Raw genomic sequence first — 22,903 nt, 5'->3', positions numbered from 1 at the left:
CGCGCCCGGTTGCCCGGACGCGCTTGGCGTTGAGACGGATGGAGGAGAGGTCTAAGCCTCGGTCTTCTTCATCAACCGGGCTTGCAGCACGACGACGACCAGAAGGAAGGCGCCGCGGATGACGGACTGCCAATAGGCAGAGAGCGAAATCCAGCCGAGGCCGTTTTCGAAATTGAGGATGTTGAACACCATGGCAAGCAGCAGAGCGCCCGCCAAGGTCGCACCGACCGAGCCGGACCCACCGGTCAAAAGCGTACCGCCGACGACGACCGAGGCAATGGCGAACAGTTCCCAGCCCACGCCTTCGGTCGGTTGCCCTGCCCCGAACTGGGAAGCGAGGATGACGCCGGCAAGCCCGGCAAGCAGCCCGGACAATGCGTAGACACCAAACAGCGTCTTCTCGACCTTCAATCCCATCAGGTTGGCCGTCGCCTCGCCGTCGCCGATCGCCAGCACATGGCGTCCCGCCGGATGCCGCTCGAGGAAAATCCAGCCGAGCACGTAGGCGAGAGCGGCAATCCAGGCCGGGATCGGGAAGCCGAGAAAATCGTCCTGCCCGATGGTGGTGAAGCCGGTATCATAAGACACCGAGACCGACTGGTTGTTGGCCAGCAGCAGCGCCGTACCGTAAGCTGCCAGCATCATCGCCAGCGTCGCGATAAACGGCTGGATACGCATCCTTGTGATGATCAGGCCGTTGATCGAGCCGGCAATCAGCCCGGCGATCATGCCGCCGGCAAGCCCCGGAATCCAGCCATAGGGCGACAGATAGGCGGCAACAACGCTCGCCATCGCCGCGACGCCGCCAACCGAAAGATCGATGCCGCCGCTGATGATGACGAAGGCCATGCCGAGCGCGATCAGCGCGAACATCGAGTTGTAGCGCAGGAAGCTGAGAATATTGAACGGCGAGATGAAATTGTCGTAGCGCAGGGCGCCGAACAGGATCAGGCCGGCCAGCGCCAGAAGCACGCCGAGGCGGGCGAAATCGCCGGAGGATTTGGCGATGAAGGGCCGCGAGAGGGTTTTGAGCATGGTCCGTTACCCCTTGGCACGTTGCTGGATGAACACGGCGATGACGATCAGCCCTGCCTTGACGATCAGCGCCGCCGCGTCGGGCACGCCGTTGGCAAGCAGCGTGTAGCGCACCAGCTGGATGACGAAGGCGCCGAGCACCGTGCCGATGATATTGGCCCTGCCCCCGGTCAGAAGCGACCCGCCGACCGCGACGGCGGCGATCGCATCGAGTTCCATGCCGAGCCCGACCAGATTGGCGTCGCTCGCCGAATTGCGGGCGACCACGATCAAGCCTGCAACACCGGCAAGGGCGCCGCTGATAACATAGACGAAGGTCTTGACCCGCCGCACCGGAATGCCGGTCAGCCGCGCCGCCTTCTCGTTGCCACCGACGGCGATGATCTGGCGGCCGATGACGGTATAGCGGATCAGGCAATGGGCAAGCACCGCGACGATGATCATGATGATCACCTGCGCCGGAACACCGGCAATGCGGCCCATGGCGATGAACTGGAAATCCGGGTTCTTGAACACCTGCAGATTGCCGTTGGTGGCGACCTGGGCAATCCCCCGTCCGGCGATGAACAGCACCAGCGTGGCGATGATCGGCTGGATCGAAAACCGCGTCACCAGCATCCCGTTGAACCATCCGAACGCCATGACCAGCAAGACCGGCAGGATGAACGAGAGTATGATCAGGATGCCCATGTTCTCGATCGGCAGCAGCTGCCCCATGAAGATCATCGGCGCTGCAGTGCCGGCGATCGCCATAAGCGAGCCGACAGACAGGTCGATGCCACCCGTTGCAATCACCAATGTCATGCCGACGGCAACGATGACGATGGTTGCGACCTGGGTGAGATTGACGTTGAGCGTCTGCCAGGAGAGGAAATTCGGCGTGGCGATCAGGTTGAAAACAACGAGCAGGATGAAGGCCGCAAATGTGCCATAGCGGCTGAGAAACTGCGCCATGTTCGGGCGGGCGGCACGCTCGCCAGGAGCGGATGTGTCGATCGTCGTCATATCAATTCACCTGATGGGCCATGGCGGAAAGAAGCGCCGTCTCACTGAGTTCGTCGCGCTTCAGGACGGCAACGGACCGGCCGTCGCTCAACACCGTGACGCGGTCTGCCGCAGCCAGAAGCTCCTCCAGTTCGGAGGAGATCATCAGGACGCTCAAGCCCTCATCGGCCAACCTGCGCAGCAGCTTGAGGATTTCCGCCTTGGCGCCGATGTCGATGCCGCGCGTCGGCTCGTCGACGATCAGGATGCGCGGATCGGTGCAGAGCCAGCGGGCGAGAAGAACCTTCTGCTGATTGCCGCCCGACAGTTCCTTGATCGGCTGATCCGGCGAGGCGCATTTGACGCCGAGCGCCTTGATGTAGCGCATGACGATCTCCTGCTGGCGGGCGCGATCGACAATGCCGGCCTTCTTCAGTTTCGGCAGCAGCGCCAGCGTCATGTTCTCGCGGATGCTCATGTCGGGAATGATGCCGTCGATCTTGCGATCCTCGGAGACCAACCCGATGCCATCGGCGATCGCGTCGGCCGGCTCGGAATAGTTGCGCGCCTTGCCGTCGATGCGGATCGACCCTTTTTCCAGCTTGTCGACACCGAAGATGATCCGCGCGGTTTCCGTGCGGCCGGAGCCGAGCAGACCGGCAAGCCCGGAAATCTCGCCTTCGCGCACGGTGACGCTGACATCGCGGACGCGGACACCGGACCCGGCGCTTTCGACCGAAAGACGCACGGGTTTTGCCTCGTCGTCACCGATGTCGCGGGCAATCGCCTGAAAGGCGGCGAGTTCCTTGCCGAGCATGTGGCGGACAAGCTCCATCTTCGGCATGTCGGCCATGGCGCTCTGCGCCACCGTCTGGCCATCGCGCATGATGGTGACGCGGTCGCAGATCTCATAGAGTTCATCGAGCCGGTGGCCGATGAACAGCACGGCGACGCCATTCCTTTTCAACGTGCGGATCGTCTCGAACAGAATGCCGACCTCGCGTTCGTCCAGCGACGATGTCGGCTCGTCCATGATCACCAGCCGCGCCTTTTGCGTCACTGCACGGGCAATGGCGATCATCTGCCGGGTCGCGGCACTGAAATGACCGACAGGCATGTCAACGTCGATATCGAGATTGAAGGTTTTCAGCACAGCAGCGGCACCGTCGCGCATCGCCCGCCGGTCGAGCAGCCCAAACCCCGTTCGCGGCTCGCGCGACAGATAGATATTCTCGGCGACCGAGCGCTGCGGCGCCAGATTGATTTCCTGATAGATCGTCGCGATGCCTTTGGCCTGGCTGGCGCCGGGCGTTGCAAAGACAACGTCCTCATCTTCGAAACGGATCACCCCTGTATCGCGCTGATAGGCCCCGGTCAAAATCTTGATCAGCGTCGATTTTCCGGCGCCGTTCTGGCCGACCAGCGCCATGACCTCGCCCGCAGCGATCTCAAGCGAGGCCGAGCGCAGAGCAGCGACGCCGGAAAATGCCTTGGAAATATCCTGCATGGACAGCAGCATGTTCCATCCATCCTCAATAAGCAGACATGAAAAGCCGGCCGGAATGGCGATGCCACCCCGGCTGGAAGCGACAGTCTTGGGAAATCAATAGGCGGTTGCCAATTCCGCGGCGGCGTTGGACGAATCGTACAACTTGTCGTCGTTGATTACCTTGGGCTCGATTTTTTCACCCGCGGCGTACTTCTGCATGATCTCGAAACCCTTCGGTCCGAAGCGCGGATTGCATTCTACCACGACCGCGATTGTCCCGTCGATCACAGCCTGCACGGCTTCCTTGCCGCCGTCGATCGAGAGCACGAGAATATCCTTGCCCGGCACTTTGCCGGCTGCCTCGATGGCGGCGATCGCACCGATCGCCATTTCGTCGTTGTGCGCATAGATGATATCCGCGTCCGGATGCGCCTGTAGGAGCGCTTCGGCAACTTGGCGGCCCTTGTCGCGGGCAAAGTCGCCGGTCTGGGACGCCAGGATTTCGAAACCGCCTGCAGCCGCAATGGCTTCGTCAAAACCCTTCTTGCGATCGTTCGCCGGCGAGGAACCGGTCGTGCCTTCGAGTTCGATGATCTTGGACTTGCCGTTGGCGTTCTTGGCCAGCCATTCAGCGACGCGCTTGCCTTCCGCGATGAAGTCTGAACCGATGAATGTCACGTAGTCTTCGCCGGCCTTGGCGAGCGACTGATCGACGTTGCGGTCAAGCAGGATGACAGGGATGCCGGCCTTCTTCGCAGCCATGACGGCGGGGATCAGCGGCTTTTCTTCGCGTGGCGCGAGGAAGATGACATCGACGCCCTGTGCGATCATCGAGTTGACGTCGGCCACCTGCTTCGCAGCGGAACCAGCAGCATCGGTATAGACCAGCTGGTAGCCGAGCTTTTCAGCCTCTGACTTCATGCTGTTGGTCTGGGCGATGCGCCAGGGATTGTTGGATTCGGTCTGCGCGAAGCCAACCTTGTAGGTGTCTTTCTTGGCCAAAGCCGGAAGCTCCGCATAGGCAATGGAGCCAGCAAGCGCGATGGCGCCCATGGCCGTTGCGGCAAGCATGAACGTGCGACGTGAAATCGTGGACATCGGTATTTTCTCCTCCGAAATTTACCGGTACTCCTCTACCGGGCAGTGAGCATTTTCCGCTTCACATACGCAAATCTTGCGCTAATAATATTATCAGTCAAGCGCTAATTTATTAGCATGCGCACAAAAATAATTCTGCACCGCAGCAGAAATCGGGATGGAAGCGAGACGGGACGATGGCAAGAGCAAGTGGGCGGAACAGCGCCTCCGAGAGGCAGGGGGACACAGGCCGGCCAACCATGACGGACGTGGCCAGGATTGCCGGCGTGTCACAATCGAGCGTCTCTCTGATTCTCAACGAGATGTCTGGAGCCCGCATTTCCGCCGAGACCCAGATGCGCGTGCGTGAAGCTGCTCATAAAATTGGTTATAAATTACCAATGACACGCAACGAGGTGGACACGACCCCGCATGTCGAGAAGGACACCATCGCCTTCATCGTCGATGAAATCTCCACCAGCCCGCATCCGGTCGTCAGCCTCGACGGCATCCGCGACTATGCGTTCGAACAGGGGCTTCTGGTGTCGGCGCACGCGACCCGCTCCAACCCGGACCTGCAGGATGCGGTGCTGCGCTCGATCTTGCGCGACCGCTCCATCGCCGGCGTCATCTATGCGACGATCTTCACCCGCAAGGTCACCGTGCCGCCGCAGCTGAAGGGCATCCCGACCGTCCTGCTCAACTGCTATTCCGAGCCGCGCCAGCATATGGCCATCGTGCCCGGAGAAGTCGCCGGCGGCTTTACGGCAACCGCGCATCTGACCAGCCTTGGCCACAGGCGCATCGGCTTCATCAATGGCGAGCCCTGGATGGATGCGGCGATGGATCGCTTGAAGGGCTACAAGCAGGCGCTCGCCACCGCCGATATCGCCTTTGACGAAACACTGGTGCGCGACGGCGACTGGCTGCCGTTGCGTGGCTACGAGGCCGGGCTCGATCTTCTGTCCATGCCCAATCCGCCCTCGGCGATCCTCTGCGGCAACGACCTGATGGCGATCGGCGTCATGGAAGCGGCGGCGGAAAAGGGCCTGCGCGTCCCGGAAGACCTGTCCGTCATGGGCTATGACGACCAGGAACTGGCCCGCTACACCCATCCGCCCCTCTCGACGCTCGTCCTGCCCAATTACGAGATGGGCCAGAAGGCTGCCGAAATCCTCATCGACATGGCCATTCACGGCAAGCAGCCGCGCCCGATGACCATCAAGGTCGATGGCCCGCTGGTGCGACGCGGCACGACGGCAAAACCGGCATAGACCGCCGTTTTCGCAGAAACGCCTTCATTTCCCGCTCAATCTCGTGTTGAACAAGATCAGCACACGATGGAGACGGGCAAGGCATGCAAGTGACGAAATCCTGGAAGCGCCGGTTGCGCAAATGGCGCAATCGCATGGCAAAGCGGTTTCTCGCCACCCGTATCGGCCGCGAAATGCTCGTCAACGCCGTCAGCCCGAAAATTCTGTCTATGACCGCCGATTGCGGCGACCATCTGATGACTTTTTCCCCGCATGACTACATCGGCCGGAAAATCTACCGCAAGGGCCATTTCCAGCGCGAGAATGTCGAGCGGCTGCTGTCCGTCCTGCGGCAAAGAAGTCTGCTGCAACCGGAAAAGGTCCTTCTCGAACTCGGCGGCAATATCGGCACCCAGACCGTCTATTTCGCGCTGAGTGACGCGTTTCGCCATATCGTCACTGTCGAGCCGGATCCGCGCAACTTCAAGCTTTTGCGCACCAATATCGACCAGAATGGATTGAGCGAGCAGATCACCGCAATCAATACCGCTGCGGGCGAAAGCCAAGGCACGCTCGATTTCTTCATGCACAGGGACAATCACGGCAAGAGCAGTGCGCTTCGCCAGAGCGACCGGGATATCGAGATCAAGGTTCCGGTCCAGCCTGTCACCGCAGTGCTGACTGAGGCCGGCGTTGCACAGGAAGAAGTCGGGCTGGTCTGGATGGACATCGAGGGCTATGAGCCGGTCGCTGCCCGCTCGATGCGACCGCTGCTGCAACGGCGCGTGCCGTTCTACATGGAATTTTCGCCGGTCTTCTACGGACCGGTGGGATCTCAAGCATTCGTCGATTATCTGGCAGGCTTCTACGAGGACTGCATCGTCTTTTACGAAGACAGCCAGGTCGAGATGAAGGTCACTGCCCTGCCGATCGGGCAGGACCAGTTCGACGTTTTGCTGCTGCCCTAAGCGCCCGCCAACAAGGCGGGCGACCGGCAAGCCGTTCAGCGTTTCCGGTAGAAGTAAGTCCGGCCCGCATCGGCACCGGCCGGCAGCGGCAGCGGCTCAAGCTCAGGATGCTCGAGCGGCAGCCCGCTTGCGGCAACGCCGCCGGTCTTTAAGGCTGCGGCGATCGACCTCGGCAACCAGGTCAGGGTCTTGGCATCCTTTTCCGGATAGGCCGTACCGATATCGGCATGCGCGAACGCGACGCCCCGGCCGGAAAACTGGGCAATCGTCTCCTTGATGTCGCCAAGGATAAGATCGGCTTCCGGTGGCGTCGAGCCGGGATGCGAGCCGATGGCCCGGTCGAAAACGATGATGCGGTTGTTCGGAAACAGTTCGCGGATATGGTCGTAGGTCCGGCCGTTGCCAAGCCCGATCTCCAGGATCACGCCCTCCGGCGCGATCATCGAAGCCTCCTTGATATGGTTGAGAACAGCACGCTGCGAGTGCATGCGGGAGATAAAACCATCAAGGCGACTCATTTATTTCATCCATTCATTCAAATTATGCCGGTTGCATCGCTTAACACGAGAGGCGCCGATGGGTCGACCGCGCCGGCGGGAATTTTGCGCCGAATTCCTATCTGTGATGGAATGTGATGATGCCGTTTCTGCCGGGCTTTTCCGCCACCGGGCGTCAAACGGCTTCGCCTGCCCGGCGCGAATATGTTAGCCTTCGGCCATGAGCCAGCTTTCCAGTGAAACTTTCTTCGCCGCGCTTCCGGTCTTCGTCGAATTTGAAGGCGTCGCCAACAGCGACAACTACCGGGCATTGCCCGCAAATTGGGCGCTGGCGACCGCAGACATCGTCGATTCCACCGGCGCGATCGAGGCCGGGCGCTACAAGGCGGTCAACATGGCCGGCGCCAGTGTCATCTCGGCCATCCTGAATGCGCTGGGAAACAACGATCTGCCCTTCGTCTTCGGCGGCGACGGCGCAATGGTCGCGGTTCCTCCCTCGGGCGTGGACAAGGCGCGCGACGCGCTCTCGGCCGTGCAAGCCTGGGTCGGCGAAGAGTTGCAGCTGACGCTGCGCGCCGCCCTTGTTCCGGTTGCCGATGTCATCGCAGCTGGACTTGAAGTCCGGGTTGCCCGGTTTCAGGTCAATACGGACGTCTCCTACGCAATGTTTGCCGGCGGTGGCTCCAGCTGGGCCGAGGCCCGGATGAAGGAGGGGCTGTTTGCCGTTCCCACGGCGCAGCCGGGTGCCCGGCCGGACCTTGTCGGCCTTTCCTGCCGATGGAACCCGATCCAGTCCCGCCATGGCGACATTGTTTCAATCATCGCGGTTCCGGCTGGAACAGGCAACGCCGATGCGTTTCAGATGCTGATTTCCGACATCGTCACGCTCGCCGCCGGCGAAGAACGGGAGGGGCACCCCGTTGCGGCGGAGGGGCCGCAGATCGGACTGTCGGCTGCGGGACTGTCGGCGGAAACGAAAACGGCGCCAAAGGGGAAACGTTTCACCCATCGGCTGTTCATCCTGGCGCAATACCTGCTGACGGTCGGCCTCTATCGTCTTGGCCTGACGCTCGGCCGTTTCGACCCGAAGGCCTACCGGCAGGATGTTGCCCGAAACACGGATTTCCGCAAATTCGACGATGGCCTGAAAATGACCATCGACGTCGATCCGGACAGGTTTCGCCAGATCGAGGCCCGGCTTGAGGCTGCGGCAAGTGCCGGCATCTGCCGCTTCGGCCTGCACCGCCAGGATTCGGCGCTGATGACCTGCATCGTGCCGACACCGCTCAGCCGCGATCACATGCACTTCATCGATGGCGCGTCCGGCGGTTATGCCATGGCCGCCAGCCGGATGAAGAAACATATGTCTGCTGCTACCGCCATCGCTGCGGCGCCCTGAAACCGGTCAGGCCTTAAGGATCGTGCCGCCTTCGATGCCACGCCGGGCAAAGGCGTTGCGCGTATCGACGATCAGCGGCGCCCAGCAGGCCAGTGCGGCATAATCGACCGCATCATGATCGGTGGCAATCAGAACGGCATCGAAGCCTTTGACCGATTGTTCGTCCAGCGGCACTGACATGCGCCCCTTCAACGCCATGTATTCGCGTGTCTTCGGAATCTCGGTCACATGCGGATCGTGATAGTCAGCCCGCCCGCCCCGCTCCTCGATCAGTTCGATCAGTTTCAGCGACGGGCTTTCACGGATATCCGGCACGTTCTTCTTGTAGGCGAGACCGATCACCAGCACCTTCGACCGGCTAAGCGCCTTGCCGAGATGGATATCCAGCGCTTCGGCGAGCCGCCCGACCACGTGCTTCGGCATCGCCGAATTGATTTCACCGGCAAGCTCGATGAAACGGGTCGGCAATTCGTATTCGCGCGACTTCCAGGTCAAATAAAACGGATCGATCGGGATGCAATGGCCGCCGAGACCGGGGCCGGGATAGAACGGCATATAGCCGAACGGCTTGGTCTTGGCCGCATCGATTACTTCCCAGATGTCGATGCCCATCGCCTCGTAGACGACCTTCAGCTCGTTGACGAGGGCGATATTGACGGCGCGAAAAATGTTCTCGGTCAGCTTCACCGCCTCGGCCGTCGCCGGTGACGACACCGGCACGACCGTCTGCACGACGGCGCCGTAAAACGCCTTCATCAGGTCTGCGGCCGCCTCGCCGTCGCCGGCCACGACCTTCGGGATGCTCGACGTATGAAAATCGCGGTTGCCCGGATCCTCGCGCTCCGGCGAGAAGCCAAGGAAGAAATCCCGCGCCGATTTGAGGCCGGTTTTTTCCAGGATTGGCCGGACGACTTCATCCGTCGTGCCGGGATAGGTGGTCGATTCCAGCACGATCAACTGACCGGGCTTCAGCGTCTCGGCAATGCGGTCGCAGGTGCGGGTGATGAACGACAGATCCGGGTCGCGGTGCTTGGTCAGCGGCGTTGGGACGCAGATGACGATGACGTCGCAGGCGGAAAGCTGGCCAAAATCGGTTGTGGCATGAAAACGGCCTTCCGCCGTCTCCGTTGCCAAAACAGCATCCGGAACCGCGGCGATATAGGAGCGTCCGGCCTCGATGGCGACGATCTTCTGCGGGTCGATGTCAAAACCGGTGACGGTAAAGCCGTTGCGGGCGGCGGTGATCGCCAGTGGCAGGCCGACATAGCCGAGCCCGATCACGCCGGCACGGGCGCTACGGTCTGCGATCTTCGAAAGGAGAGCCTCGCTCACGGAAGAATGGACGGTCAAATGCGTGTTCTCGACTGATCGTGACGCGCGGAGGCGCCTTTGCGGATGCCGGTCAGTTGAGGATTAATTGGCCTGAAGTCAAGGACCGTGCCAGTCACGCCCTTCGCCGCCGCCGGAACAAATCTACGGTTGTTGCCGCCTTTCAATCTGTTTTTGCCGTTTTCACCTCTTATATGCAGAGGGTGCAAACGCCTGACCTATCGAGACGCAGACCGGACATCCGGCCATCACCGGGATTTCGTTGAGAAAGCGACACGCCACGCGATGAACATCAATACAACCACCGTTTCAACTCACCTTTTGGACCGCGTATCGCACTGGCTGCAGCAAGCCGCCCTCAACGGCGAAACGCTGGAGACCGTCGTGACCGGTTTTTGCGAAAGATTGGCTGCCTCCGGCCTGCCGCTCAATCGCGTCCACCTGAGTTTTTCGATGCTGCATCCCCTCTACGACGCGTTGGGTTTCACTTGGCTGCGTGGCCAGGGCGTGACCGTCGAGGGCTATCGTACCGACCCGACCGACGACAAGCCGGACCGGTTTCTGCTCAGCCCCTACTATTATCTGCTGAGCAACAATCTTGAATACATGCGCCGTCAGATCGACCCCACGGGCCCTTCCGAATTCCCGATTTTCGACGAGCTGAAGGAAATGGGCGTCACCGACTATCTCGCCTTCGTCCAGTCTTTCGGCGAAACCTCCGGTCAGGGCATGATCGGCTCATGGTCCACCGATGCCCATGGTGGGTTTGGCGACAATGTGATCGAGGCACTGCTGCGCATCCAGAACAATCTGGCCGTTGCTGCCAAGATGGCCGTTCTCGGCAAGCTCGCCGACAATATGCTGACCACCTATCTCGGCGCCAACGCCGGCAAGCGGGTGCTGTCCGGCCAGACCCGGCGCGGCGATGGTGAAACCATCCGGGCAGCCCTGGTCATGGCCGACATGCGCCAGTCGACCGTGCTTGCGGAAAAGGAGGGCCGGCAGGTCTATATCGATACGCTCAACCAGTTCTTCGATGCGATCGCCACCCCGTTCAGCCGTAACGGCGGTGAAATCCTGAGTTTCGTCGGCGACGGCTTTCTTGCCGTCTATCCCTGCGGCCGCCATCGCGAGCCGTCGCAGGTCGCAGCCCTTGCGACGATGGCTGCCGTCCGCCAGGCGGCTGCTTACATGGCCGAACTCAATGCCGGCCGTCAGAAGAAGGACTTACCCGAAGTCCGCTACGGCATCGGATTGCACGTCGGCAATGTCATGTTCGGCAATGTCGGTCTCAACGACCGGCTGACATTCTCAGCCTTCGGCGCTGCCGTCAACGAAGTCGAACGGTTGCAGGAGCTGACCAAGAAATACACCCAGCCGATCGTCGCGAGCCAGGCCTTTGCCACCTATTGCGGCGGCGACTGGGTAAAACTCGGCCAGGAAAAACTGCGCGGCGTGGGCCAGAAAGTCACCGTGCTTCTGCCGGGTGAGGACAATATGAAACTCGATGATGGCGAGACCATTCGCAACGACGCGATGGCAACCCGATCCGAGGCAGAGCAGGTCATGCTGCTTTATCGTAACAGCAAGAAACCGCAACCGCGCGACCTGCTGTGGAACAAACTGCTGCAGTAAAGATCGCCCATTGGACGCATATCCGCAGCGATTGACCGGCGGGACACAGAACAGAACCATCCCGCTCGAATGATTGACATTTCCCGATCGCGCCGGCCGGCCGCCGCCGCGAGTATATCCGTGCGAACTTTACCGGCCGAAGGTCATGGACACGTCAATTTCCGTGGGATAGTCTCCTTTTACGAGGAACCGGGCGTCAACCCGGAAGCGCGCTCCGCAAGATCGCGGGCCGCCATGAAACAAGGACACTGGCTGGCATGAAATCAGGCGCGGACCTGCTGCGGATCGAGAATTTGAGTATCTCGTTCGCGATGCTCGGTGGGCAGATCGATGCCGTGCGCAATGCCAGCCTGCGCGTCCTGCCAGGCAAGGTGACTGCGCTGGTCGGCGAGTCAGGCTCGGGAAAATCCGTGATCAGCCAGGCGGTGATGGGCATCCTGCCGAAGACGGCAGCATGTAGCGGCCGCATCCTGTTTTGCGATCCGGCCCATGGCGAACAGCCGGTCGATCTTCTGGCCATGCCCCGCGATGGACGGGAAATCCGCAATCTGCGCGGCAACCGCATCGGCAAGATCTTCCAGGAGCCGATGACCTCGCTGTCGCCGCTGCACACGATCGGTAACCAGATCAGCGAATCCCTGAAAATCCATAGCCCTATGTCCAGCCGCGAGCGGCGCGAACGCACCGAAGAAATGCTCGGCCTGGTCGGCTTCCAGAAGCCGGCGCGCGCTTACGACATGTATCCTTTCGAACTGTCGGGCGGCATGCGCCAGCGCGCCATGATCGCCATGGCGCTGATCTGCAATCCTTCGCTTCTGATCGCCGACGAGCCGACGACCGCGCTTGACGTGACCATCCAGGCGCAGATCCTGCAATTGCTGCGTGGACTGCAGACCAAGCTGAACATGGCGATGCTGTTGATTACCCATGATCTCGGCGTCGTCGCCAATGTCGCAGACGAGGTTGTCGTGATCTATCACGGCGAGATCATGGAGGCAGGCCCGGTCGAGGCGATTTTCCGCAATCCCTCGCATCCCTACCTCAAGGGCCTGATGGCCGCCGTTCCGCATTTCGACATGAAGCCCGGCGAACGCTTGAAGGCGCTGCGCGAGGTTCCGGTCAACACCAGCAGCCTGCTCGGAAAAAAGACGATCGTCGCAGCCGACGAAGCCCTGAAGCCGGAAGTCCTGCTGTCGGTGCGAAATATCAGCAAGACCTTCACCACCCGCAAATCGAGCTGGCTGAGCAAGGATACGTCCCCCGCAACCAAGGCGGTCGACGGCGTCAGCTTCGATATCATGCGCGGCGAATGTCTTGGACTGGTGGGCGAAAGCGGCTGCGGCAAGACCACGCTCAGCAAGATCCTGATGCGCGCCGTCACGCCCGACACGGGCGCGGTGATGCTCAACAGCAGCGGCGGCCCGATCGACGTGCTGAACGCTGAAGGTTCCGGATTGCTGGACCTGCGCACCAAGGTCCAGATGGTATTCCAGGATCCCGTTTCCTCGCTGTCGCCTCGCATGACGGTGCAGAACATCCTGAGCGAACCGCTGGAAATCCATGGACGCGGCAACGGCAAGTCGCGTGTCGAGACGGTGACGGCCCTGCTCAAGGCAATCGGCCTCAACGAACGCCACCTCAATCGCTATCCGCATAGTTTTTCCGGCGGCCAGCGCCAGCGCATCGGCATTGCCAGAGCGCTGGCACTTGGACCGGACCTGTTGATCTGCGACGAACCCGTGTCGGCACTCGATGTGTCGGTTCAGGCGCAGATCCTCAACCTGCTTAAGGATCTGCAGAAGGAACTGGGGCTTACCTATCTGTTCATCTCGCACAACCTGGCCGTTGTCGATTACATGGCCGACCGGATCGCCGTGATGTGCGGGGGCCGCATCGTCGAGATCGCTCCGCGCGAGACGCTGATGGAAGCGCCCGTTCACCCCTATACGAAATCGCTGCTCGCCGCCGTGCCCTTCCCCGATCTCGACCGGCCGCTTGATTTTTCCCTGCTGAACCCAAGCGGCGCTGCCGACAAGCGCAGCTGGGGCAAGCATTTTTCCGATGATGGCGAGGCAGATGTGCTGGGGACGACAGACCTCGGCAATGGCCATCTTGTTCTGGCGCGAAAAACCGCCGATGTCAGGGAGCTCGTATCATGATCACACGACGCACTACCCTTGGCCTGCTTGCCACCGCTCTGATGCCCGGCATCGCGCGGGCGACCCCGGAGCCACCTTTCCTGCGGCCCTACCTGCGAGCTCAGGCCCTGCCTGATCTGCCCGACCGCCTGCCGAAAAACCCACGGCGGGTCAATCTCGCCGCCATGGGCCGGCGGCCCGGAAAATATGGCGGCACTGCCCGCATGCTGATCGGCAGCCAGAAGGACATCCGGATGATGACGATCAACGGCTATGCCCGTCTGGTCGGCTATACCGAAGGCCTGCAGTTCCAACCCGACATCCTGGAAAGTTTCGACGTTCAGGAAGGCCGGATTTTCACCTTCAAGATCCGTGACGGCCACCGCTGGTCGAACGGCAGCTACCTGACGTCTGAAGATTTCCGCTATACCTGGGAAGACGTCATCCTCAACAAGGATCTGCGCAAGGGCGGCATCCAGCGCGAGCTTCTCGCAGACGGCGAAGGGCCGGCATTCGAGATCATCGACGAGCTGACCGTCCGCTACACCTGGAAGACCCCCAATCCGGACTTCCTTCCGGGCCTTGCCGCCGCCTCGCCGGTCGTCATCCTGATGCCGTCGGCCTATATGCGGCACTTCCACAAGAAGTATCAGGACGATTTCCGCCTGTCGGCGCTCATGAAACAGTATCGCGTCAAGAAATGGGCCGATCTGCACATCAAGATGTCGCGTCAGTACCGTCCTGAAAATCCCGACCTGCCGTCGCTGGACCCCTGGATTCCGCGCACCGCGCCACCGGCCGAGCAATTTGTGTTCGAACGCAATCCGTTCTTCCACAGGATCGACGAAAACGGCCTGCAACTGCCCTATATCGACCGCTGGCTGCTCAATATCAGCTCGTCGGAGATCATCGCCGCCAAGACCGGCGCCGGCGAAACCGACCTGCAGTCCACCGGCGTCGATTTCTCCGATTATGCGTTCTTCAAGGATGCCGAAAAACGCTATCCGGTGAAGGTCAATCTCTGGAAAAGGACACAAGGCTCCCGTCTTGCCCTTTTGCCCAATCTTAATTGCAGCGACAAGGTGTGGCGCGACCTGTTCTGGGACGTGCGGGTCCGTCGCGCCCTGTCGCTGGCGATCGACCGGCACGAAATCAACATGGTCAGCTTCTACGGGCTTGCCAAGGAAAGCGCCGACACGATCCTGGAGGAGAGCCCGCTGTTCAAGCCGGAATATGCGGCCGCTTGGGCAAGCCATGATCCGGATCAGGCAAACAGGCTCCTCGACGAGGTCGGCCTGACGCAACGCAACAGCGATGGCATACGGCTCCTGCCCGACGGGCGGGAAGCGCAGATCGTTGTCGAGACCGCTGGCGAGAGTACGCTTGAGACCGATGTGCTCGAACTGGTCAAGGACCATTGGGCAAAAATCGGTTTGGCGCTCTTTATCAAGACCTCGCAACGCGACGTTTTCAGCAGCCGCACGATGAGTGGCGAGATTATGATGTCGATGTGGTCGGGCATCGAAAATGGGGTGCCCACAGCCGATATGAACCCCGGCGATCTTGCCCCGAGCAGAGACGACCAGTTTCAATGGCCCGTCTGGGGCATGTATTATCTGTCCATCGGGCAAAACGGAGCTGCGCCGGAATTGCCCGAAGCGATCAAGCTGATCGATCTGGTCAAGCAATGGCGAAAGACGGTCGATACAGCGGAACGCACACGCATCTGGCACGAAATGCTGGCAATCTATACGCAGAATGTCTTTTCGATCGGCATCGTCAACGCAACATTGCAGCCGGTCATGCATTCTGCCCATATCCAAAATATTCCCGAAAAAGGCCTCTACGGCTTCGACCCGACCTGCTATCTCGGGGTCTACATGCCAGATACGTTCTGGTACAGCGAAGAGGTTAGCTGAGCATGGTGCGTTACATTTTCTGGCGTATCCTGGCGATGATCCCGACGCTCGTGATCATCTCCGCGCTGGTGTTCACGATCATCGAATTGCCGCCTGGCGATTATTTCGAGAGCTATATTGCCGAACTGCGCGCCCAGGGCGAAGCCGTGGACACCGCTGAGATCGATGCGCTGCGCAAGGAGTACGGCTTCGATCAGCCACCGGTGATACGCTACTTCCATTGGGCCGCGGGCTTGCTGCAGGGCGATTACGGCTATTCGTTCGAATATCAGCTGCCGGTCAATGAAGTGGTCGGCGACCGTCTCTGGCTGACGGTTCTGGTCTCCTTCGTCACCATCCTGTTCACCTGGCTGATTGCCTTTCCGATCGGCATCTATTCCGCCACCCATCAATACAGCTGGGGTGACTATGGCCTGACATTTGTCGGCCTGATCGGCATCGCTATTCCGAACTTCATGTTCGCGCTGATCCTGATGTATTTTGCCAATATCTGGTTCGGCACCTCGATCGGCCACCTGATGGACCAGAAATACCTTTCCGAACCGATGAGCTGGGAGAAGGCGAAGTCCATTCTCGAACACTTGTGGATACCCGTGCTGATCGTCGGCACGGCGGGTACGGCCGGCATGATCCGCCGCCTGCGCGCCAACCTGCTCGACGAACTTCAAAAACAATATGTCGTGACCGCCCGCGCCAAGGGCTTGCATCCGTTCCGGGCACTGGTCAAATATCCGCTGCGCATGGCACTCAACTTCTTCATCTCGGATATCGGCTCGATCCTGCCGGCCATCATTTCCGGGGCCGAAATCACGGCCATCGTGCTATCGCTCGAAACGACGGGACCGATGCTGATAAAAGCGTTGCAAAGTCAGGACATGTACCTGGCCGGCTCGTTCCTGATGTTCCTGGCATTCCTCACCGTGATCGGCGTGCTGATTTCCGACATCGCGCTCGCATTCCTCGACCCGCGCATCAGACTGCAAGGCGGTAGCACCAAGTGACGGTATCCCTTCCCCAATCCGGCGAGCCGCTTTCACACTACGTTTCGACGGCACCGTTCGATCCGCATTCCGTCGATGTGATGACGGAGGAGCAGTCGAAGATCTATCAGGCGTCGCAACTGCGGCTGATGTGGTGGAAATTCAAGAAACACCGGCTTGCGCTGTTTTCCTTGTATTTCCTTGTCTTCCTTTACGCCACCATTGCCATCGTCGAGTTCCTGGCACCCTACAATCTGCACACCCGCAACGTCGACTTCATCCATTCGCCGCCGCAAAGCGTCCATCTGTTCCACGACGGAAAATTTGTCGGGCCGTTCGTCTATGGCCGCACGATGACGCTCGACATGGATACGCTGCGCCGGATCTACACCGAGCAACCCGACAAGATCGAACCGATCCGTTTCTTCTGCCGCGGCGATAAATATAAATTCTGGGGGCTCGTCGAGACCAACGTCCATCTGGCCTGCCCGGCCAAGGACGGACAACTGTTCCTGCTGGGTAGCGACCGCCTCGGCCGCGACGTGCTGTCACGTATCCTTTACGGAGCGAGGATATCCTTGACCATCGGTCTGCTCGGCATCACCATGAGCTTCGTGCTGGGCATCACCATCGGCGGGCTGGCGGGTTATCACGGCGGCATCTTCGACCTTATCACCCAGCGCATCATCGAGGTGTTGCAATCGATACCGAGCATTCCGCTATGGATGGCGCTTGCGGCCATCATGCCGGTCACCTGGAGTCCGATCCTGATCTATCTGGGGATAACCGCCATTCTTGGCCTGCTCGACTGGACAGGGCTTGCGCGCGCTGTGCGCTCCAAGCTTTTGGCGCTGCGCGAAGAGGACTATGTGCAGGCGGCCCAGTTGATGGGCGCAGGCTCGGGACGCATCATCGGCCGTCACCTCGTGCCTGGGTTCATGTCGCATCTGATCGCAACGGCGACCTTGGCTGTTCCCGGCATGATCCTCGGCGAGACGGCGTTGAGCTTCCTTGGGCTGGGCCTTCGCCCGCCGATCACCAGCTGGGGCATTCTTCTGACCGAAGCCCGCAGCGTCAGCGTCATTGCTTTTTATCCCTGGCTATTGTTTCCAACCATTCCGGTCATTCTCGTGATTCTGGCGTTCAATTTCCTGGGCGACGGGCTGCGCGATGCTGCCGATCCGTATAAGTGAAGTGGATACCGATATGCTAAGGACACTCCTTGCGGAGATTGGCCACGCCATGGGAGATAAGAGGCTTCGCTCATGACCCGCCGGATCGAAGACGCCCGCATCCTGATGTACAGCCACGACACGTTCGGCCTTGGCCATCTCCGGCGGTGCCGGACGATCGCGCACTCGCTGGTCGAGGATTATCGCGGCGTCAATATCCTGATCATCTCCGGTGCGACCATTGCCGGGGCCTTCGACTACCGGGCGCGCGTCGATTTCGTGAAGATCCCCAGCGTCATCAAGCTGCGCAACGGCGAATACACATCGATGGACAGGCATATCGACCTGCACGAAACGATGAAGATGCGCCGATCGATCATCCGCCACACGGCGGAAACCTTCCAGCCTGACATCTTCATCGTCGACAAGGAACCGATGGGCCTTCAGGGTGAAGTCGAAGAGACGCTCGCCTATCTGAAAAAACAGGGAACCACCCTGGTTCTCGGCCTGCGCGAGGTGATGGACGCGCCGCATCTGCTTGATGCGGAATGGAAGCGCAACGACGTGATGCGCAAGATCGGCCAGTTCTACGACAGCGTCTGGGTCTATGGCCCGCCGGATTTCTACGATCCCCTGGTCGGCCTCGACGTGCCCCCTGCCGTGCGTGCCAAGATGGATTTCGTCGGCTTCCTGCAGAGAAGCGTCTCCCAGGATGTCGAATCCGAACACAAGCCGAAGGGCGACTATATTCTGATCACCACCGGCGGCGGCGGCGACGGCTCCGATCTGATCCACGATGTCGTCGATGCCTACCAGGAAGACCCGACCCTGACGCACAAGTCGCTGATCGTGCTTGGCCCCTATATGCCGGTCAAGCAGCGCCACAAGCTGCTGATGAAATGCGCGAAGATCCCCTATCTCGAGGTGATCGAATTCGACAACCGCATGGAAGAACTGATCGCCGGCGCAAAGGCCGTTGTGGCGATGGGCGGCTACAACACCTATTGCGAAATCCTGTCCTTCGACAAACCGGCGCTGATCGTCCCCAGGGTCATGCCGCGCGAAGAGCAGCTTATTAGGGCCAGCCGCGCCGCAGAGCTCGGGCTGATCGATATGCTCCTGCCGGAGGAAGCAGCCGACCCCATGCGCTTTGCGGCCGCGCTGAAAGCACTGCCGGACCGCGACCCGCCCTCCAAGAGCGCCAAGGGCATGACACTCGAAGGCCTGGCGAACATATCGCAGATCGTCGGCGAATGGCTCGGCCGCCGCAACCGCGAGCACCTGACGGTCGTCAAGGGATCGAGCCAGAATTGACCGAACGCCGCAAGATCGTCGTGGTGCTGAAGGGATATCCGCGCCTGTCGGAAACCTTCATCGCCCAGGAACTGCTTGGACTGGAACGGGCAGGCTTCGACCTCGAACTGGTAGCGCTGCGCCGGCCAACGGACAAGAAGCGCCATCCGGTCCATGACGAAATCAAGGCGCCGGTCCATTACCTGCCGGAATATCTGCATGAGGAGCCGGCCCGGGTTGCCCGAGCGCTTCTCCGCTGCCTGCCCAAGCCGGGCTTCTGGCGCGCCTTGCCTGCATTCTTCAGTGATCTCTGGCGCGACTCGACCCGCAACCGGGTTCGCCGCTTCGGCCAGGCGATGGTGCTATCGACCGAATGGCCAAAGGGCGGCGAATGGCTGCATGCGCATTTCATCCACACGCCGGCCTCCGTCGCCCGCTATGCCAGCATGATCACCGGCATCGGCTGGACCTGCTCGGCTCATGCCAAGGACATCTGGACGTCGCCGGAATGGGAGCTGGCCGGCAAACTCGCCGGCACCCGCTGGACCGTGACCTGCACGCGGACCGGCTTTGAGCACCTGCGCCACCTTGCCGGCGGCAAGCCGCATGTGCATCTCAGCTATCACGGCCTCGACCTTAGCCGCTTCGGCCCGTTCGAGGGCAACCGCCAAGCCTCCGACGGATCGGATCCGGCTCACCCCGTCACCATCGTCAGCGTCGGCCGCGCAGTCGAGAAGAAAGGTTTCGATATCCTGCTGCGAGCGCTGAGCCTGCTGCCTGCCGATCTCCACTGGCGTTTCGTGCATATCGGCGGCGGCGATCTGTTGAAGACACTGCAGGCGTTGGCATCGGAGCTGGGTATCGCAGAGAAAATCGTCTGGCATGGATCGCTGTCGCAAACCGAAGTGCTGCAACAGTATCGCGATGCCGATATCTTCGCGCTGGCTTGCCGCATCACCGCCGATGGCGACCGCGATGGCTTGCCGAACGTGATTGTCGAGGCGTCGAGCCAGGCGCTGGTCTGCCTATCGACGAATATTTCCGGCATACCCGAGCTTCTCGCCGACGGCGAAAACGGCTTTGTCGTCCCGCCGGAAGACCCGCAGGCGCTGGCCGCAGCGCTTGAAAAGGCCATCCGCGATCCGGCCCTGCGCAAGCAGCTTGGAGAAGCGGCCGAACGCAAGGTGCGCGGCCATTTCGATCATCAAACCAGCATCCGCCAGCTGAAAGACCTGTTCGAGAGTGAATGGCGGAGTGTGCAATGACCGATAGCCAGCCCACAGCCCCCCGCGCCTTTTTCTACGTCCAGCACCTGCTGGGTATTGGCCATCTTGCCCGTGCAAGCCGCATCGCCCGCGCGCTGGCAGAAGATGGTTTCGATGTGACCGTCGTCACAGGCGGCACACCGGTCACCGGGTTTCCCGGCCCGCTCGTCCATCACGTCGCCCTGCCGCCGATCACCGCCGGTGATGCCGGTTTTTCTGGACTGGCCGATATCAACGGCAATCCGGTCGATGACGCCTTCAAGGACAATCGCAAGGAACGGCTACTCGCTGCCTTTCACCAAAGTCAGCCCGATATAGTCATCATCGAAGCCTTCCCCTTCGGCCGCCGCCAGGTCCGTTTCGAACTGCTGCCGCTGATTGAGGCGATCGCGGCGATGGATGACAAGCCGCTGGTCGTCACCTCGCTGCGCGATATCCTGCAGGAGCGCTCCAAGCCGGGCCGCGACGAGGAAACCGTTGCGCTCATAAAAAAATATTTCGACCGGGTGCTGGTTCATGGCGACCCGGCTTTCGCCCGTTTGGAAGATACGTTTCCGCTGGCCGCCGATATCGTCGATAAAGTGATCTATACCGGGCTCGTGGCAGCCCCGGCCCCTCAGCAACCAACCGAACGCTTCGACGTTATCGTTTCGGCCGGTGGTGGTGCCGTCGGCAATGCCTTGATCCGCGCAGCGCTCGAAGCAGCAAAGAAGATCGGCAGGCCGTTGTCCTGGGCCCTGATCACCGGCCCCAACCTGCCGCAGTCCGATTTCGATGCGATTTCGGCCGACGCGCCCGCCCATGTCAGCGTCACCCGCTTCCGTCCCGACTTCGCGAGCCTATTGGCCGGCGCGAAGCTGTCCGTCTCGCAGGCCGGCTACAACACGGTGTGCGATATCCTGCGCGCCGGGTGCCATGCCCTGCTCATCCCCTTCACCGCCGGTGGTGAAACAGAGCAGACGGTTCGGGCCGAGCGTCTTGAGAAGCTTGGACTGGCGCATATTCTGACGGAAGACGATCTGTCGGCCGGCAGCATGACACGGGCAATCGAAACAGCACTCGCAGCAACGGACCGCCCGCCCCACAGCCTCGATCTCGACGGCGCCCATCGCACCGCCGAAATCTTGCGCGGACTGATCTGATCACGGATCAAACCGTGCCGATCACCATGAAACGGGTGTACTTCTTCATCTTCAGCGATCCGGCAAAAGCCAGATGGCTGAGCGATGTCTGCTCCTTGAAGGCTTCCAGCGACGGCACGCAGTTGATGTGGGTCGGTTCGCTGAAATAGTCGTTCGACTGCAGCAGCACCTGCGTGCCGCGCGGCAAGAGCGCAAGCCACCCCGGCAGATCGGCAATATGCTCGCAGCTGGTGTTGATGACCAGATCGGCACCGCGGGTACTGTAATCCAGCGCATACATATCCTGCGTCACCGTGCGAAAACGCTCACCTGCCTTGGCATTCAGCGTTTCGGCAATTTTTCCGACTTGCGGGTCGATGTCGATGCTCTCGAACAGGTCGATGTCGAAACGGCTGTCATCGAAACACATGGCCGGAAGCACGCCGTACCAGCCGCCGAGCAGGACGATGTGTTTATATTTTCCGCCAAGGCTTTCAAACAGCTTTTCGCGTGCCCATATCTTGCTTCCAACCTGCTTGTGGTTGAAGGCCGTGCCGAGGTCCGCATCCGGATATTTGGCGATCACTTTCGCAAGGCCTTCTATCAGAGAGCTTCCCGTATAGGCGGACAGACCGCGGATAATATCGAAGGCACTCTCGTGCCAATCTGTTGTGTTTGCTTCGTTTGCTCGGGTGGTTTTCATCATGCGCGTGTTGTAGTCTGGACTTTTCTGGAGTGCAAGGAATGCAAGTCAACCTGAAGGATGCCGCCTCCGGTTCCCCGCCCATGGAGGCGGGAAAGGACATACCGCATCTGGCAGGGTTGGGGGCAACCATGCGGCAGGTCTTTGCCGCCCACTTCATGCGCGACTGCCCGCACATCCTGGAAATCGGTGGCCATATCCGGCCCATCACCCCTTATCTGACCCACCATCCGCTATCGGTCACCTCCGTCGATCCCAAGACCGAGGCCTATGAGGCGAACGAACTGAACGGCCAACAATGCCATGTCCGGCATATTCCGGCCAAGTTCCAGCAGATCGACTATCATTATCAACCGGGAAGCTACGGGCTCGTCCTGCTCGGCTATTCGCTAAAACCCTTCGGCCGCAAGGATCCGCTCGGCGATCTGCTGTTTGCGCTGATCGAAAACGCCAAGACCGTCGTGATCGAATACGCGCCGGAGCTCGAACGCGCCGCCTCCCAAGTGCCGCACATCGTCAGCCGTCCGGCCGTGACGATCCGCGGACAGTTCGATCTTCACCTGCACGACCCGGAGATCGCCGGCACGCCCTATGCTGCCCGGCGCTTCTACGTCCTTGACACCCGCTACACGGCCAGTTGAATCTC

General features: G+C 60.7%; 19 protein-coding genes. 12 read left to right on the top strand and 7 right to left on the bottom strand.

The window, feature by feature from the left end; translation table 11 throughout:
- Positions 1-51: 51 nt before the first annotated feature.
- From ACP7E6_RS26505 to ACP7E6_RS26490, 4 genes are all read right to left on the bottom strand, one after another.
- Positions 52-1,035, bottom strand: a complete 984-nt coding sequence (locus ACP7E6_RS26505) for an ABC transporter permease (protein ID WP_426232721.1) — start codon at positions 1,033-1,035, stop codon at positions 52-54.
- A 6-nt stretch (positions 1,036-1,041) separates the two neighbouring features.
- The gene (locus ACP7E6_RS26500; protein ID WP_426232719.1) at positions 1,042-2,040 is read right to left on the bottom strand and encodes an ABC transporter permease; all 999 of its coding nucleotides are present in this window, start codon (positions 2,038-2,040) and stop codon (positions 1,042-1,044) included.
- Between the two features lies 1 nt (position 2,041).
- Positions 2,042-3,538, bottom strand: a complete 1,497-nt coding sequence (locus ACP7E6_RS26495) for a sugar ABC transporter ATP-binding protein (protein ID WP_426232717.1) — start codon at positions 3,536-3,538, stop codon at positions 2,042-2,044.
- A gap of 84 nt (positions 3,539-3,622) precedes the next feature.
- The gene (locus tag ACP7E6_RS26490; protein WP_426232715.1) at positions 3,623-4,606 is read right to left on the bottom strand and encodes an ABC transporter substrate-binding protein; all 984 of its coding nucleotides are present in this window, start codon (positions 4,604-4,606) and stop codon (positions 3,623-3,625) included.
- 239 nt (positions 4,607-4,845) lie between these two features.
- On the opposite strand from ACP7E6_RS26490, the gene ACP7E6_RS26485 reads away from it, so the two are divergent.
- Positions 4,846-5,859 (top strand): LacI family DNA-binding transcriptional regulator, encoded by a 1,014-nt coding sequence (locus tag ACP7E6_RS26485; RefSeq protein ID WP_426232713.1) that lies wholly within the window; start codon positions 4,846-4,848, stop codon positions 5,857-5,859.
- 83 nt (positions 5,860-5,942) lie between these two features.
- Entirely contained in the window at positions 5,943-6,806 is an 864-nt protein-coding gene (locus tag ACP7E6_RS26480; RefSeq protein WP_426232712.1) for an FkbM family methyltransferase, read from the top strand.
- A gap of 35 nt (positions 6,807-6,841) precedes the next feature.
- Here ACP7E6_RS26480 and ACP7E6_RS26475 read toward each other — a convergent pair whose 3' ends face one another.
- Positions 6,842-7,324, bottom strand: coding sequence for a class I SAM-dependent methyltransferase (locus ACP7E6_RS26475; RefSeq protein WP_426232710.1), 483 nt, complete (start codon positions 7,322-7,324; stop codon positions 6,842-6,844).
- 199 nt (positions 7,325-7,523) lie between these two features.
- Between ACP7E6_RS26475 and ACP7E6_RS26470 the strand changes: the two genes are divergently transcribed.
- Entirely contained in the window at positions 7,524-8,702 is a 1,179-nt protein-coding gene (locus ACP7E6_RS26470) for a DUF3095 domain-containing protein (RefSeq protein ID WP_426232708.1), read from the top strand.
- 6 nt (positions 8,703-8,708) lie between these two features.
- Here ACP7E6_RS26470 and ACP7E6_RS26465 read toward each other — a convergent pair whose 3' ends face one another.
- A complete protein-coding gene (locus ACP7E6_RS26465; RefSeq protein WP_426232706.1) occupies positions 8,709-10,052 on the bottom strand; it encodes a nucleotide sugar dehydrogenase in 1,344 nt (447 codons plus the stop codon).
- A gap of 264 nt (positions 10,053-10,316) precedes the next feature.
- Here ACP7E6_RS26465 and ACP7E6_RS26460 point away from each other — a divergent pair, with 264 nt between their 5' ends.
- From ACP7E6_RS26460 to ACP7E6_RS26425, 8 genes are all read left to right on the top strand, one after another.
- Positions 10,317-11,666 (top strand): adenylate/guanylate cyclase domain-containing protein, encoded by a 1,350-nt coding sequence (locus ACP7E6_RS26460; protein WP_426232705.1) that lies wholly within the window; start codon positions 10,317-10,319, stop codon positions 11,664-11,666.
- 257 nt (positions 11,667-11,923) lie between these two features.
- Entirely contained in the window at positions 11,924-13,825 is a 1,902-nt protein-coding gene (locus ACP7E6_RS26455; protein WP_426232703.1) for an ABC transporter ATP-binding protein, read from the top strand.
- Positions 13,822-15,723, top strand: a complete 1,902-nt coding sequence (locus ACP7E6_RS26450) for an ABC transporter substrate-binding protein (RefSeq protein WP_426232701.1) — start codon at positions 13,822-13,824, stop codon at positions 15,721-15,723. Before ACP7E6_RS26455 ends, ACP7E6_RS26450 begins: the two co-directional genes overlap by 4 nt.
- Before the next feature lie 2 nt (positions 15,724-15,725).
- On the top strand, positions 15,726-16,724 hold the full coding sequence (locus ACP7E6_RS26445; RefSeq protein ID WP_426232699.1) for an ABC transporter permease: 999 nt from the start codon (positions 15,726-15,728) through the stop codon (positions 16,722-16,724).
- Positions 16,721-17,896 (top strand): ABC transporter permease, encoded by a 1,176-nt coding sequence (locus ACP7E6_RS26440; RefSeq protein WP_426232697.1) that lies wholly within the window; start codon positions 16,721-16,723, stop codon positions 17,894-17,896. The genes ACP7E6_RS26445 and ACP7E6_RS26440 overlap by 4 nt, the downstream gene beginning before the upstream one ends.
- Positions 17,897-17,968: 72 nt before the next feature.
- Positions 17,969-19,189, top strand: a complete 1,221-nt coding sequence (locus ACP7E6_RS26435) for a glycosyltransferase family protein (protein WP_426232696.1) — start codon at positions 17,969-17,971, stop codon at positions 19,187-19,189.
- A complete protein-coding gene (locus ACP7E6_RS26430) occupies positions 19,186-20,433 on the top strand; it encodes a glycosyltransferase (protein WP_426232694.1) in 1,248 nt (415 codons plus the stop codon). Before ACP7E6_RS26435 ends, ACP7E6_RS26430 begins: the two co-directional genes overlap by 4 nt.
- Positions 20,430-21,575 carry a glycosyltransferase family protein gene (locus tag ACP7E6_RS26425; RefSeq protein ID WP_426232692.1) on the top strand — a complete coding sequence of 382 codons (1,146 nt, stop codon included), beginning with the start codon at positions 20,430-20,432 and terminating at the stop codon, positions 21,573-21,575. Before ACP7E6_RS26430 ends, ACP7E6_RS26425 begins: the two co-directional genes overlap by 4 nt.
- Positions 21,576-21,582: 7 nt before the next feature.
- Here ACP7E6_RS26425 and ACP7E6_RS26420 read toward each other — a convergent pair whose 3' ends face one another.
- Positions 21,583-22,260, bottom strand: coding sequence for a class I SAM-dependent methyltransferase (locus tag ACP7E6_RS26420; protein ID WP_426232690.1), 678 nt, complete (start codon positions 22,258-22,260; stop codon positions 21,583-21,585).
- Positions 22,261-22,298: 38 nt separating this feature from the next.
- On the opposite strand from ACP7E6_RS26420, the gene ACP7E6_RS26415 reads away from it, so the two are divergent.
- Positions 22,299-22,898, top strand: a complete 600-nt coding sequence (locus tag ACP7E6_RS26415) for a hypothetical protein (protein WP_426232688.1) — start codon at positions 22,299-22,301, stop codon at positions 22,896-22,898.
- Positions 22,899-22,903 lie beyond the last annotated feature (5 nt).

Source organism: Pararhizobium sp. DWP3-4, from assembly GCF_049898205.1.
Taxonomy (GTDB): domain Bacteria; phylum Pseudomonadota; class Alphaproteobacteria; order Rhizobiales; family Rhizobiaceae; genus Pararhizobium.
The sequence above is the reverse complement of the archived record's forward strand: the minus strand, read 5'-3'. Positions and strand labels throughout refer to the sequence as shown.

Coding starts and splice junctions, on each gene's coding strand:
- ACP7E6_RS26435 (WP_426232696.1), top strand. CDS start 17,969: ATGACCCGCCGGATCGAAGACGCCCGCATCCTGATGTACAGCCACGAC.
- ACP7E6_RS26460 (WP_426232705.1), top strand. CDS start 10,317: ATGAACATCAATACAACCACCGTTTCAACTCACCTTTTGGACCGCGTA.
- ACP7E6_RS26490 (WP_426232715.1), bottom strand. CDS start 4,606: ATGTCCACGATTTCACGTCGCACGTTCATGCTTGCCGCAACGGCCATG.
- ACP7E6_RS26485 (WP_426232713.1), top strand. CDS start 4,846: ATGACGGACGTGGCCAGGATTGCCGGCGTGTCACAATCGAGCGTCTCT.
- ACP7E6_RS26425 (WP_426232692.1), top strand. CDS start 20,430: ATGACCGATAGCCAGCCCACAGCCCCCCGCGCCTTTTTCTACGTCCAG.
- ACP7E6_RS26500 (WP_426232719.1), bottom strand. CDS start 2,040: ATGACGACGATCGACACATCCGCTCCTGGCGAGCGTGCCGCCCGCCCG.
- ACP7E6_RS26505 (WP_426232721.1), bottom strand. CDS start 1,035: ATGCTCAAAACCCTCTCGCGGCCCTTCATCGCCAAATCCTCCGGCGAT.
- ACP7E6_RS26420 (WP_426232690.1), bottom strand. CDS start 22,260: ATGATGAAAACCACCCGAGCAAACGAAGCAAACACAACAGATTGGCAC.
- ACP7E6_RS26415 (WP_426232688.1), top strand. CDS start 22,299: ATGCAAGTCAACCTGAAGGATGCCGCCTCCGGTTCCCCGCCCATGGAG.
- ACP7E6_RS26495 (WP_426232717.1), bottom strand. CDS start 3,538: ATGCTGCTGTCCATGCAGGATATTTCCAAGGCATTTTCCGGCGTCGCT.
- ACP7E6_RS26450 (WP_426232701.1), top strand. CDS start 13,822: ATGATCACACGACGCACTACCCTTGGCCTGCTTGCCACCGCTCTGATG.
- ACP7E6_RS26455 (WP_426232703.1), top strand. CDS start 11,924: ATGAAATCAGGCGCGGACCTGCTGCGGATCGAGAATTTGAGTATCTCG.
- ACP7E6_RS26480 (WP_426232712.1), top strand. CDS start 5,943: ATGCAAGTGACGAAATCCTGGAAGCGCCGGTTGCGCAAATGGCGCAAT.
- ACP7E6_RS26470 (WP_426232708.1), top strand. CDS start 7,524: ATGAGCCAGCTTTCCAGTGAAACTTTCTTCGCCGCGCTTCCGGTCTTC.
- ACP7E6_RS26475 (WP_426232710.1), bottom strand. CDS start 7,324: ATGAGTCGCCTTGATGGTTTTATCTCCCGCATGCACTCGCAGCGTGCT.
- ACP7E6_RS26445 (WP_426232699.1), top strand. CDS start 15,726: ATGGTGCGTTACATTTTCTGGCGTATCCTGGCGATGATCCCGACGCTC.